The following is a 13,026-nucleotide window of genomic DNA, read 5'->3' on the forward strand; positions in this document are numbered from 1 at the left end:
CAGAAAAGAGTGAAGCGGGAGGGGCAACGGATGCGACCGCCCCTCCCGCCGCGATCTCAGCGGATCGCGTACACCGCGCCGCCGACGATCACGGCCACCACGGTGGTCCAGCCGATGATCGCGACCGCCTGCCACACGAGGATCCGTCCCTTGCCCACGCCCGACGCCGCGAGCATGGTCGCGGTGAAGTGCGTGGGCAGCAGCAGCGGTCCCAGCAGGCTCACGCCGGGGACGCCGTAGCGCTCGAACGCCCGCTGGAACTTCTCGCGCCGTGCGGAGCCGCGCCCCTGCTCGGCCGCGGGCGCGGGTGCTACGTCATCCTCCAGGCTGCTCCCGCCGCCCGCGAGTGCGGCCTGCCGCGCCCTCGACCGGTCGACGATGGCGCGCCGCGCCCCCGAGCTCGCGAGCACCAGGACGGCCACGCACACGAAGTTGCCCACCATCGCCGCGACGGCCGCCACCACCGGGGGGATGCCGCCGATGATCCCGATGCCCGCGGCACCCTCGCCCTCGATGAACGGCACCGCGCCGGCGAGAGCGACGATGAGGGGCTGCACCAGGTCGGGGACCTGGGCGACGAGGTTCTGGAACGTCTCGACGAGGTTCATGGGAGGGGCCTCCGGGAGTTTCGGCGGACGGGCTCTCCGTCGCCATGACCCCAGTCCACCGGAGGCGGGACGGCTGTGACAGTGCCGCGGCGTCACCTCTCTCCGGGCGCTTCACCCGCCGATCCCGTGACATCTGTCACGGCCCTATCGTGGGGAGCGTGACCCGCATCCCCCCGGCCTCCACCGTCGAACCAGCGCCCGGCTCCCGGCAGCTCGCCCGTGGCATCACCGCCACCTGGTGGTACACGGTGACCGCGGTGCTGTTCATCGAGCTCATGCTCGTCGGGGCATGGACGGGCATCGCGGCCGCGGTCGACCTGCGCGGCGGCGTGCTGCTCGTGGTGGGGCTGGGCGGCGTGGTGTGGTGCGCGTCGACGCTGCTGCTGCTGCTGGACTACCGCCACCGGCTGGAGGCCGGTCCGGGGGTGGAGTGGCGGCGCCTGGTGCTGCCGTTCGCGGTGGCGGTGGCCTACGGGGGCACGGCCGGGCTCCTCGTGGGCAGCTGGGAGCTGGCGGGCATGCCGATCGTGCAGTTCTTCGTGCTGCTGCGGTGGCCGCGCGGTGTCCGCGTGCGGGTGGTCGTCGCGGCGACGGTCGTGCTGGTGGGGCTCGCCGTGATCGACACCGCCGCCGACGGCTTCGGGGTGGGCATCCCGTGGTGGCTGCCGATCGTGTACGCGGCGATGCTGCCGGGGATGACCGTCAGCTCGCTGTGGTGGTGGGACGTGCTGGTGACGCTCGACCGCGCTCGAGCCTCGGAGGCCCGGCTCGCCGCGACCCAGGAGCGGCTGCGGGTCGCCACCGACGTCCATGACCTGCAGGGGCATCACCTGCAGGTGATCGCGCTGCAGCTGGAGCTCGCGGAGCGGCTGCTGCCCGTGGACGCGCCCGCCGGAATGGAGCAGCTGCGAGCGGCGCGGGTGAGCGTGGACGAGGCGCGCCAGGGGACCAGGGACCTCGCGACGCGGTTCCGGTCGGTCCCGCTGGGCGATGAGCTGGCGAACGCGCGCGACCTGCTGGGGGCAGCAGGGCTGGACGTCGAGGCGCGCATCGCGACCGACGCGAATGCGGCGCCCGCGGCCGACCTCGGCCCGGTGATCCGGGAGACGACCACGAACGTGCTGCGCCACGGCGGTGGAGAGCGCGCGCGGCTGGTGCTCGAGCGCACGCGCGACGGGTGGCGGTACGAGATCGCCAACGGGGTCACGGACGGGGACGGGGGCGCGGGCGACGTGGAGGACGGGCACGGCGGCTCGGGGCTGGAGGGTGTACGGCGGCGGATCGCGGACGCGGGCGGCACGCTCGACGTGCGCGGCGACGCGGATGAGTTCGTGGTCGTGGTGACCGTGCCGTCCGCGGGGGAGGGCGCGCGATGATCCGGGTGCTGCTGGCGGACGACGAGGGGATGATCCGGTCGGCACTCGCCGCGCTGCTGCGGCTGGAGGACGACATCGAGGTCGTCGCGGAGTGCGCCGACGGGGAACAGGCCGTGGCGGAGGCGCTGCGGCTGCGACCGGACGTGTGCCTGCTCGACCTGGAGATGCCGGGGCTCGACGGGGTGCAGGTCGCGGAGCGGCTCGGCCGGGAGATCGCGACCCGGTGCGTGGTGGTCACCCGTCACGCGCGACCGGGCGTGCTGCGGCGTGCACTGGCCTCCGGGGTGTCGGGGTTCCTGCCGAAGTCGCGCGGGGCGGACGAGGTCGCGGCGGTGATCCGGCGGGTCGCCGCGGGAGCGCGCTACGTCGACCCGGAGATCGCGGCGGATGCGCTGAGCGACGAGCGCTCGCCGCTGACCGACCGCGAGCTGGACGTGCTGCGGGCCGGGCGGCGGGGTGAGACGACAGGGCAGATCGCCAGGGCGCTCTCGCTCGCACCCGGAACGGTGCGGAACCACATCTCGGTGATCCTCGGCAAGCTGTCGGTGGCCACACGTCAGCAGGCGGTGCTGCTCGCGGAGGAGCGCGGCTGGATCTGAGCGGCCGATATGCTGGCTCGCATGGGAACAATATGCGCCGCGCCCGTGATGGGGCGCACTCTCGTGTTCCGCGACCGCCGCGCCTGACGGCGCGCTCGCTCTCCGCACGCCTCCGCGCGCCGTCCACAGAGATGTCATCGCACCTCGGGACGGGCTCTTTTCGCCGACTCCGCTCGCGCGTCCCTCGCCGAGGTGCTCCGATCCTCTTCCCGGAGCGCACCCATGCCTCGCAACCGTCCTCGTTCGATCCACGGCGGCCGCCACGAACTCGGCCAGAACTTCCTCCATCACGCCCCGACGCTCGACCACATCCTCTCGCTGGTCGAGCGCACGTCCGTCCCCATCCTCGAGCTCGGCGCCGGTGACGGTGCCCTGACGCGTCCCCTCGCCCGCCTCGGTCGTCCCCTCACCGCGATCGACGTGGACGAGCACCGCGTACGTCGGCTTCGATCCGACCTCCCGCAGGTACGCGTCGAGGCCGCGGATGCGACACGTCACCCGTTCGACGCCGAGGTGGTGGTGGGCAACGTCCCCTTCCACCTGACCACGCCGATCCTCCGTCGTCTGCTGGCGACGGGGCGATGGCGACACGCGGTACTGCTGACCCAGTGGGAGGTCGCTCGGAAACGCGCCGGAGTCGGCGGCGGGACCCTGATGACCGCACAGTCCGCGCCGTGGTTCGTGTTCGCCCTGGAGGGCCGTGTTCCGGCGTGGGGCTTCCGGCCGCAGCCGAGCGTCGACGGGGGGCTGCTGACGATCGCCCGGCGCGGGTCGCCGCTCGTGCCCGCGACGGATCGCCGCGCGTACGAGGCCTTCGTTCGGCGCATGTTCACCGGGCGCGGGAGCTCGCTCCCCGCGATCGTGGCCTCCGCAGGCGGCCTGTCGATGCCCCAGGCGCGCCGGGCCGTCGCCTCGGTGCGAGCGCAGGACCGCCGCCTCCCCCGTGATCTGGGCCCGGAGCAGTGGGCGGGGCTGTGGCGCGAGGCGGGGCGGAGGCCATGAGGGGTGGTGGCGCCCCCTCCGTCACGCGTCCGGCGGCGTCTTCGCGGCCTGCGAGAATGGAGGCGCCGAGTCCCGAGCCGAGGAGCCACCGTGCCGTTCATCTCCACCCGTGGCGGCATGCAGCCGCAGTCCTTCAGCGAGACCCTGCTCGAAGGGCTCGCGCCCGACGGAGGCCTGGCGGTTCCCGAGGTCATGCCCGAGGTCGACGGTGAGACCCTGGAGCGCTGGCGCGCACTCACGTACCCGCAGCTCGCGACCGAGGTGCTGGGGCTGTTCGCGACCGACATCCCCCGCGAGGATCTGGCGCGCATGACGGCCGCCGCCTACGCCGACTTCCCCGACGGGGTGGTGCCGCTGCGCCGCATCGACGACGACCTCACGCTGGTCGGTCTCTCCGAGGGGCCGACGCTGGCGTTCAAGGACATGGCGATGCAGTTCCTCGGGCAGGTGCTCGAGTACACCCTCGAGCGTCAGGGATCGGTGCTGAACATCCTCGGCGCGACCTCGGGCGACACCGGGTCGGCGGCCGAGCACGCCCTCCGCGGCAAGGAGCGGGTGTCGGTGTTCATGCTGTCGCCGCAGGGCCGCATGAGCGCGTTCCAGCGGGCGCAGATGTTCTCGCTCGACGACGCCAACGTGCACAACATCGCGGTGGAGGGCGTGTTCGACGACTGCCAGAACCTGGTCAAGAAGCTCGCCGGCGACCTCGACTTCAAGCGCACCCAGCACCTCGGCGCCGTCAACTCCATCAACCTCGCGCGCATCACCGCGCAGACCGTCTACTACTTCTGGGCGTGGCTGCGGGCCACCGACGCGGGCGGCTGGGCCGAGGTGTCGTTCACCGTGCCCTCGGGCAACTTCGGCAACATCCTGTCGGGCTTCTTCGCGAAGCAGATGGGCCTGCCGATCCGCCGCCTCGTGCTGGCCGCGAACGAGAACAACGTGCTCGACGAGTTCTTCCGCACGGGCGTCTACCGGCCGCGCAGCGCCGCGCAGACCCTCGCCACCTCGAGCCCCTCGATGGACATCTCGAAGGCGTCGAACCTGGAGCGCTTCATCTTCGAGCTGGTCGACCGCGACCCGGCGCGGGTGGTCGGCGCGTGGGACGACCTGGAGGCGCAGGGCTACGTCGACTTCTCGGCGGAGCAGGAGCGGTTCGCGGAGGAGTTCGGCATCGTCAGCGGCACCTCGACCCATGAGGACCGGCTGGCCACCATCCGCTCCGTGTACGAGGCCTCGGGCGAAGTGATCGACCCGCACACCGCCGACGGCGTCAAGGTCGCGCGCGAGTACGTGGAGCCGGGCGTTCCGATGCTCGTGCTGGAGACCGCCAAGCCGGAGAAGTTCGCGGAGACCATCCACGAGGCGATCGGCGTCGAGCTCGGCTACTCGCCCGAGCTGCGCGCGATGCTCGACGCCCCCCAGTACGTGACGGAGATGGCCGACGACGAGCAGGCCCTGCGCGCGTTCATCGCGGAGAACGCCCTGCACTGACACCGAGGCCCTTCATCGCGAAAGACCCCCGACCGCCGGCGCGGTCGGGGGTCTTCGTCCTTCCACGGGAACTTATCAGGCAGTAACTGCCAAGAGTTGTTACTGTATCTGCATGAATGAAAGTGCGGACTCCGTCCCGACGGCCATCGAGGCGCGTCATCTGTCCAAGTCCTACGGGAAGGGCGAGAGCAGATTCCTGGCTCTCGACGACGTGTCGTTGCGGGTGCGGCGGGGCGAGTCCCTGGCCATCGTCGGCAAGAGCGGGTCGGGCAAGTCCACGCTGATGCACCTCCTCGCTCTCCTGGACCGCCCCGACGCCGGAGAGGTGCGGGTGGACGGCGCTGATGCGGCGACGCTGTCGCCGCGGGCGGTGAACCGGATCCGCAACCGCCGCTTCGGCTTCGTCTTCCAGCAGTTCTTCGTCACCCCCGGTGCCTCGGTGCTCGACAACGTCATCCTCCCGCTCACGATCGCGGGGATCCCCGCCGCCGAGAGGCGACGCCGCGGCATGGAGGCCCTGCGCCGCTTCGGCCTGGAGGACAAGGCGCGGGGCCGTGCGAACGACCTGTCCGGCGGGCAGAAGCAGCGCGTCGTGCTGGCTCGGGCGCTCGTGTCCGAGCCCGAGGTCATCTTCGCCGACGAGCCGACGGGAAACCTCGACAGCGCGACCGGCGCCGTCGTCGAAGATGAGCTCTTCGCGCTCCAGCGCGACCACGGAATCACCCTTGTCATCGTCACGCACGACGACGACCTCGCCGCACGATGCGACCGCCGGGTCGTGGTGCGCGACGGGCGCCTGGAGGATGCGACGGGGGTGGCGGCATGAACGCGCTCGACCTGGTGCGCACCGCCGTGTCGCACACGTTCCGCAGCAAGCTGCGCACCACGCTGACCGTGCTGGCGCTGTTCGTCGGAGCGTTCACGCTCACCCTCACGACCGCACTGGGCGCCGGTGTCTCCGACTACGTCGCGAAGCAGGTGGCGTCGCTCGGCGCCGACAACGTGCTGCTCATCTCGGCGGGGACGGGGACGGCGACCGACGCCGGGCCCCAGCCGTACGATCCCGCGACCTCCACGGCCTCCGGGGGGCCTGCCAATCCACTCACCGGCGGGGGAGCGCTGACGCCGCAGGACATCTCCGCGCTCGAGGGCATCGACGGACTGCGTGACGTGTCGCCCGTCTCGGCCGTCGCGGTCGACTGGATCCAGGGACCGGGGTCGCAGAAGTACGAGTTCGCGATCGCGCCCACCTCGTCGATCGCGCGGGCGGACCTCGTCGCCGGCTCGCAGCTGGATGCCGAGGCCACCGAGAACCAGATCACCCTCCCGCTCGACGACGTCGAGCCGCTCGGCTGGGCCGACCCCGGCGACGCGGTCGGTGCACGGGTCGAACTGGGGTTCACCGACGTGCTCGGCGGCCCCCACACCATCGAGGCGACCGTCGTGGGCGTCTCGAACACGAGCCTGCTCAATGCCGGCGCCGGGGCCAACGCCGCCCTGGTCGACGCGATCGCGGCGGAGCAGCGCGCCGGGTCGTCGGCGCCGGAGCGCTTCCAGGTCGCGGTGGCCTCCTTCGACCCGAACGCCAGCGCCGACGACGTGCGCGACCTGAAGGACCGGGTCGCTGACGCGGGTATGACCGCGCAGACGATCCAGGACCAGCTCGGCATCGTGCAGACGGTCATCGGCGGCATCACCGGTGTGCTCAACGCGTTCGCCGTGATCGCTCTGCTCGCGGCCGCTTTCGGCATCATCAACACGCTGCTGATGAGCGTGCAGGAGCGCACGCGCGAGATCGGGCTCATGAAGGCCATGGGGATGAGCAACGGACGGGTGTTCGCGCTCTTCAGCATCGAGGCGGCGATCATCGGCGTGCTCGGCAGCGTGCTCGGCGTCGTCGTGGCCGTGCTGGTGGGACTGCCGCTCAATGCGGCTCTCGCCCAGGGGCCGCTCTCGGGTCTCGCCGGTCTTGACCTGCTGCTCTTCCAGCCGCAGGGGATGCTGGGCGTCGTCGCGCTCATCGTCGTCATCGCATTCCTGGCGGGCACGCTACCGGCGCGACGCGCGTCGCTGAAGTCACCCATCGACGCGCTGCGATACGAATAGAGCATGCCCGCGCCCGCAACCCCGCACAGCAGCAACGCCCGCGGACGGGCGACGGCGCGCGCGATCGAGACCGCGGCGGTGCGGCTGGCCCTGGAGAAGGGGCCGGCCGCACTGACGGTCGACGAGATCTGCGCGGCGGCCGGCGTCAAGCAGCGCACGTTCTTCAATCATTTCCCGACCAAAGAGGACGCGCTCCTCGGCAGCGCGCTGCCCCGGCTCAACGAGCAGCGGGTGCGCGAGTACCTCAGCGATGCGACGGTGGGCGTGCTCAGCGGCGCTCTGGGTCTGGTCGAGCTGCCGGCGTCCCCCGACGGGCAGGAGGACCTCGCGGCAGCTCGCATGCGCGTCCTCGCCGCTTCGCCGGCCCTCGCCGAGCGCCAGGCGGGTCGGCTGCTGCCGTTGGCGCGCGAGGTCAACGAGGTCATCCGCCTCAAGCTGGGTGCCGTCGGCCCCGACCAGGCGGCGGAGCGCATCGACGCCGCCGCGTCCGTGCTCACCCGCATCGCGAGCACGCTCGTACTGCAAGCCGGGCGGGCGGGCGAGGCGGAGCCCGGCCTCGACGATCTCCGGTGGATCTGGGACCGCCTGCTCTGACGTCGCGTGCAGAGTGCACAGCGACGGGCGATGTTCGTGCGGATCGCACATGTCGGGCGGGGAGGCGCGGTGGCTACGGTGGCGGCAACCCGTTCCCCCCTCCTCCCGAAGGATCCTCATGGCACGCACGGCGCACGCAGACGACTTCGCGCTCTCCCGAGTCACACCGGAGGCCCGCAAGCCCTGGTTCGGAATCGCAGTGCAGCGATTCGGACAGGTCTCGGCCCTCTCGCAGTTCCTCCTCGGCGCGACCCTCGGCTACAGCATGACGTTCGGCGAGGCCGTCCTCGCCTTCCTGTTCGGCTCGATCATCCTCGAGGTGATCATGTGCGTGGTCGGTTTCATCGGCCAGCGCGAAGGCCTGAACACCGCCCTCCTCGCCCGCTGGACCGGCTTCGGCGAGATCGGCGCCTCGCTGGTCGGCCTCGCGATCGGCATCAGCCTGATCGGCTGGTTCGGTATCCAGTCGGCGATCTCGGCGCAGTCGCTCGACGCCCTCATGCCCGGCGCCCTGCCGGTGTGGGCGTGGAGCCTCATCTTCGGCCTCGCGGTGACCGCGATCGTGGCCTTCGGCTTCGTCGGCATGCAGTGGCTCGCGAACATCACGGTGCCGCTGTTCCTGATCCTGGTGGGATGGTCGGTCATCTCCGAGCTGAGCCGCCACGACATCGGTGAACTGCTGACCGGTCCGGCCCCCGGCCCCACCATGAGCGTGTGGGCGGGCACCGGCATCGTCGCGGGCGGCCTCATCGTCGGCGCCATCATCACCGGCGACATGACCCGCTTCAACCGCTCGCGCGCCGACGTCGTCAAGCAGACCGTGCTGGGCGTCTCGCTCGGCGAGTTCGTGATCGGCCTGGCCGGCGTGCTCCTCGCGCACGCCGCCGCCACCGGCGACATCGTCGCGATCGTCACCTCGTCGGTGGGCTTCATCGGCCTGTTCATCGTGCTGACCGGCACGCTGAAGATCAACGACTGGAACCTGTACTCCTCCACCCTCGGCCTGGTGAACTTCATCTCCACCGCGTTCGGCAAGAACCTGCACCGCGTGACCACCACGATCGTGCTCGGCGTCGTCGGCTCGGTGCTCGCCGCGGTCGGCATCCTCGGGCAGTTCACCGAGTTCCTGATCGTGCTCAGCGTCGCGTTCCCGCCCATCGCCGGCATCATGGTCGCCGAGTACTACGTGGTGCGGCGCTGGCGTCCCGAGCTCGACGCGACCCGCGAGCAGGGCACGCTTCCAGCCACCGCTCCGCGCATCGTCCCCGCGACCATCGTCGTCTGGCTGGTCTCGTCCCTCGTCGGGTACTTCGTCACCTGGGGCATTCCGTCGCTGCTCAGCCTCTTCCTGTCGATGGTGCTGTACATCGTCGTCGGCAAGCTCGGCTGGGTGCGCGGCGTCGGCGTCGCCACCACGCGCCAGGCGAGCCCCGTCGACAGCGCCCCCGCGGCGGTCTGAGCGACCGCGACAGAACCACCCCACACGAAAGCGAGCATCATGCACATCGGCATCGACGTCGGCGGCACCAACACCGACGCCGTCCTCATGGACGGCACCCGCACCCTGGCGGGGGTGAAGCACTCCACGACCCCCGACGTGACCCGCGGGATCGTCCAGGCCATCGAGGACCTGCGCGCCGGCCACTCCTTCGAGGGCGCGGACATCGATGCGGTCATGATCGGCACGACGCACTTCATCAACGCGCTCGTGCAGGCCAGCCGGCTCGCGCCGGTCGCGGCGCTCCGGCTGGGGCTCCCCGCCACGCGCGCGCTGCCGCCGCTGATCGACTGGCCGGAGGTGCTGGTGGAGGCCACGCAGGCGCGCAGCTACCTCGCCCACGGCGGATACGAGTTCGACGGGCGACCCATCTCGCCGCTCGACCCCGACGAGATCCGTGCGCACGCCGAGGACATGAAGGCCCACGGCATCCGATCGGTCGCGATCTCCTCGGTGTTCAGCCCGGTCAACCACGACCTCGAGGTGCGGGCAGCCGAGATCGTGGCCGACGTGCTCGGGGCGGATGCGGCGATCTCGCTGTCGCACGAGATCGGACGCATCGGGCTGCTGGAGCGGGAGAACGCGACCATCATCAACGCGGCGCTGCGCGAGCTCGCGTCCGAGATCGTCGACGGGCTCACCTCGGCCGTGCGCGCGCAGGGCATCGAAGCGCCCATCTTCCTGAGCCAGAACGACGGCACGCTCATGGACGAGGACTACGTGCGCCGCTACCCGGTCGCGACGTTCGCCTCCGGCCCCACGAACTCGATGCGCGGTGCCGCCGCCACGAGCGGCCTCGACGACTGCGCCGTGATCGACGTCGGCGGCACGACGGCCGACATCGGACTGCTCATCAACGGCTTCCCGCGCGAGACCGCGAACGAGGTGAAGGTCGCGGGCATCCGCACCAACTTCCGGATGCCCGACGTGCTCTCCCTCGGCATCGGCGGCGGCAGCATCGTCGACGAGGAGACCGCGGAGGTCGGCCCCGCATCGGTCGGGTACAAGCTGACGACCGAGGCGCTGGTGTTCGGCGGCTCCACCCTCACCGCGACCGACATCGCCGTCGCGGCCGGCCGGGCACAGGTGGGCGACCCGAGCCGCGTGGCCCACCTCGACCCCGCATTCGTGCAGCGCGTGCTCGACCGCATCGCCGAGCGGGTGTCCGAGGCCGTGGACCGCATGCGCACCTCGCCCGAGCCGATCGCGGTCGTCGCGGTCGGCGGCGGCTCCATCCTGCTGCCCGACGAGCTGCCGCTGTTCGGCACCGTGCACCGCCCGGAGAACTACGCGGTCGCCAACGCCATCGGCGCCTCGATCGCCCAGGTCGGCGGCGAGATCGACAAGGTGTACGCGATCGAGCCGGGCCGCCGCGAGGAGACCCTCGCCGAGGTGCGGGCCGAGGCCGTGGACAAGGCCATCGCCGCGGGAGCCAAGCCGTCCACCGTGTCGATCATCGACTTCGACGAGGTGCCCATCCCGTACCTTCCCGGCAACGCCACGCGCATCCGCGTCAAGGCCGTCGGCGACCTCGACATGGGGGTCTGACATGAGCTGGACGATCACCCCCGCCCACATCGACGGACTCGCGCGCGGGGCTGCCGTGCTCGGCACGGGTGGCGGCGGCGACCCGTACATCGGCGCGCTCCTCGCCCGGCAGGCCCTCGCGAGCGGCGACGTCACCGTGGTCGCCCTCGACGAGGTGCCCGACGACGCCCTGGTGCTGTTCGTCGCGATGATGGGCGCGCCCACCGTCATGGTCGAGAAGCTGCCGAGTCTGGCCGAGGTCATCGAGCCCGTGAAGGCGCTGGGCATCCACCTCGGCCGCCCGGTCACGCACATCGCGTGCGCCGAGGTCGGCGGCGTCAACTCCACGATCCCGATCGCCGCGGCCGCCGCGCTCGGCCTGCCGCTGGTCGACGCCGACGGCATGGGGCGCGCGTTCCCGGAGCTGCAGATGGTGCTGCCGACGCTGTACGGCGTGACCGCGTCGCCCCTCGCCTTCAGCGACGAGAAGGGCAACACCGGGGTGCTGCAGACGGCCGACAACTCCTGGACCGAGCGCATCGCCCGAGTCGCGTGCGTCGAGATGGGCTGCTCCGTCATGATCTCGGGCTTCTCGATGTCGGGCACCGCCGCGCGGGAGTCGCTCGTGGCGGGGTCGCTGTCGCGCTGCATCGAGATCGGCCGGAGCATCGCCACCGCGCGCGACGAGAAGACCGACCCGGTCGCGGCGGTCGTCGAACTGCTCGGCGGGCGCGAGCTGTTCGGCGGCAAGGTCGTCGACGTCAACCGCGCCACCACCACCGGGTTCGCCCGCGGGCGCGCCCGTATCGACGGCGACGGCGGCACCACGCTCACCCTCCGGTTCCAGAACGAGCACCTGGTCGCCGAGGCCGACGGCGCGGTCCTCGCGACCACACCCGACCTCATCATGGTGCTCGACGGCGAGTCGGGCGAGCCGATCACCACCGAGGGGCTGCGCTACGGCCAGCGCGTGCGCGTGATCGCGGCCCCCGCCGACGAGCGCTGGCACTCCGCGGAGGCCCTCGCGATGGTCGGCCCCGGCTACTTCGGCTACGACCTCGCAGCCCACCGCTTCGACGGCACCGTCTCCGCCGCCGACGCCTCGACGGGGGCGGCCGCATGAGCTGGCAGCTCACTGCGGCCGACCTCCCCGACCTCGCCCGAGGCGCGACGCTGCTCGGCACGGGCGGCGGCGGCGACCCGTACATCGGGAAGATGCTCGTGGAACGGGTGCTCGGCGACGGCAGCATCACGATCCTCGACCCGGACGAGCTGACGGACGACCTCTTCGTGATCCCCACCGCGCAGATGGGCGCCCCGACGGTGATGGTGGAGAAGATCCCCGCTGGCACCGAGCCCACGCTGGCGCTGCGCACGCTCGAGGAGCACCTGGGGCGGACGGCCGATGCGACCATGCCCATCGAGTGCGGCGGCATCAACTCCATGATCCCGCTGATCGTCGCAGCCGAGACCGGGCTGCCCGTGGTGGACGCGGATGGCATGGGACGAGCGTTCCCCGAGCTGTCGATGGAGACCTTCGCGGTGTACGGCGTGCACGGCTCGCCGCTCGCGCTCGCCGGGGAGCGGGGCGAGAAGGTCGTGATCGACACGGGCGACGACGACCGGCAGATGGAGTGGCTCGCCCGCGGCATCACGATCCGGCTGGGCGGCGTCGGCCACATCGCCGAGTACGCCATGACCGGCGCCGACGTGCGGCGCACGGCCGTGCCACGGACCATCTCGATGGCGCTCGCGCTCGGCCGCGCCATCCGCCTGGCCCGCGAGGAGCACCGGTCCCCGTTCGAGGCGATCGCCGACACCCTCGCGACCACCCTCTACCCGCACGTGCGGGAACTGGGCGTCGGGAAGGTCGTGGACGTCGAGCGGCGGACGACGGAGGGCTTCGCGAAGGGCCGGGCCGTCATCGCTCCGCTGGGGGCCGAGGGCGACGCGGTCGAGATCGCGTTCCAGAACGAGAACCTCACGGCCTACCGCGGTGGGGAGCTGCTGGCGATCGTGCCCGACCTCATCTGCGTGGTCGATCACGAGACCGCGGAACCGATCACGACCGAGGGGCTGCGCTACGGGCAGCGGGTGCGCGTGCTCGGCATCTCCACGCCCGACATGATGCGCACGCCCGAGGCGCTGGCCGCGTTCGGTCCCATGGCGTTCGGCCTGACGGAGCCGTTCCGCCCGGTCGAGGGGACCCCCGCGTCCTAGGC

12 protein-coding genes are annotated in these 13,026 nt (G+C 71.7%); 11 read left to right on the forward strand and 1 reads right to left on the reverse strand.

Features of this window, described 5'->3' with window-relative positions; all coding sequences use genetic code 11:
- Positions 1–56: 56 nt before the first annotated feature.
- Positions 57–608: a small multidrug efflux protein gene (locus tag ACFV3I_RS05010; RefSeq protein ID WP_136031721.1), complete on the reverse strand. Its 552-nt coding sequence runs from the start codon at positions 606–608 to the stop codon at positions 57–59.
- 158 nt (positions 609–766) lie between these two features.
- Here ACFV3I_RS05010 and ACFV3I_RS05015 point away from each other — a divergent pair, with 158 nt between their 5' ends.
- From ACFV3I_RS05015 to ACFV3I_RS05065, 11 genes are all read left to right on the forward strand, one after another.
- Positions 767–1,984 (forward strand): sensor histidine kinase, encoded by a 1,218-nt coding sequence (locus ACFV3I_RS05015; RefSeq protein WP_378822475.1) that lies wholly within the window; start codon positions 767–769, stop codon positions 1,982–1,984.
- Positions 1,981–2,583, forward strand: coding sequence for a response regulator transcription factor (locus ACFV3I_RS05020; protein WP_136031725.1), 603 nt, complete (start codon positions 1,981–1,983; stop codon positions 2,581–2,583). Before ACFV3I_RS05015 ends, ACFV3I_RS05020 begins: the two co-directional genes overlap by 4 nt.
- Before the next feature lie 222 nt (positions 2,584–2,805).
- Entirely contained in the window at positions 2,806–3,585 is a 780-nt protein-coding gene (erm, locus tag ACFV3I_RS05025; protein ID WP_378822476.1) for a 23S ribosomal RNA methyltransferase Erm, read from the forward strand.
- Positions 3,586–3,675: 90 nt separating this feature from the next.
- Positions 3,676–5,079, forward strand: coding sequence for a threonine synthase (gene thrC, locus ACFV3I_RS05030; protein WP_378803381.1), 1,404 nt, complete (start codon positions 3,676–3,678; stop codon positions 5,077–5,079).
- A 112-nt stretch (positions 5,080–5,191) separates the two neighbouring features.
- Positions 5,192–5,905, forward strand: coding sequence for an ABC transporter ATP-binding protein (locus tag ACFV3I_RS05035; protein WP_136031731.1), 714 nt, complete (start codon positions 5,192–5,194; stop codon positions 5,903–5,905).
- Positions 5,902–7,185 carry an ABC transporter permease gene (locus ACFV3I_RS05040; protein ID WP_378822477.1) on the forward strand — a complete coding sequence of 428 codons (1,284 nt, stop codon included), beginning with the start codon at positions 5,902–5,904 and terminating at the stop codon, positions 7,183–7,185. Before ACFV3I_RS05035 ends, ACFV3I_RS05040 begins: the two co-directional genes overlap by 4 nt.
- A 3-nt stretch (positions 7,186–7,188) precedes the next feature.
- Positions 7,189–7,779, forward strand: coding sequence for a TetR/AcrR family transcriptional regulator (locus tag ACFV3I_RS05045; RefSeq protein ID WP_247638359.1), 591 nt, complete (start codon positions 7,189–7,191; stop codon positions 7,777–7,779).
- A 118-nt stretch (positions 7,780–7,897) separates the two neighbouring features.
- Positions 7,898–9,238, forward strand: a complete 1,341-nt coding sequence (locus ACFV3I_RS05050; RefSeq protein WP_136031737.1) for a cytosine permease — start codon at positions 7,898–7,900, stop codon at positions 9,236–9,238.
- Positions 9,239–9,277: 39 nt separating this feature from the next.
- Positions 9,278–10,825 (forward strand): hydantoinase/oxoprolinase N-terminal domain-containing protein, encoded by a 1,548-nt coding sequence (locus tag ACFV3I_RS05055; RefSeq protein WP_136031739.1) that lies wholly within the window; start codon positions 9,278–9,280, stop codon positions 10,823–10,825.
- Position 10,826: 1 nt separating this feature from the next.
- On the forward strand, positions 10,827–11,927 hold the full coding sequence (locus tag ACFV3I_RS05060; RefSeq protein ID WP_206251762.1) for a DUF917 domain-containing protein: 1,101 nt from the start codon (positions 10,827–10,829) through the stop codon (positions 11,925–11,927).
- Positions 11,924–13,024: a DUF917 domain-containing protein gene (locus tag ACFV3I_RS05065; protein ID WP_136031745.1), complete on the forward strand. Its 1,101-nt coding sequence runs from the start codon at positions 11,924–11,926 to the stop codon at positions 13,022–13,024. The genes ACFV3I_RS05060 and ACFV3I_RS05065 overlap by 4 nt, the downstream gene beginning before the upstream one ends.
- The last annotated feature ends 2 nt before the right edge of the window (positions 13,025–13,026 follow it).

It is taken from the genome of Microbacterium sp. NPDC059771 (assembly GCF_042732495.1).
Taxonomy (GTDB): Bacteria; Actinomycetota; Actinomycetes; order Actinomycetales; family Microbacteriaceae; genus Microbacterium; species Microbacterium sufflavum.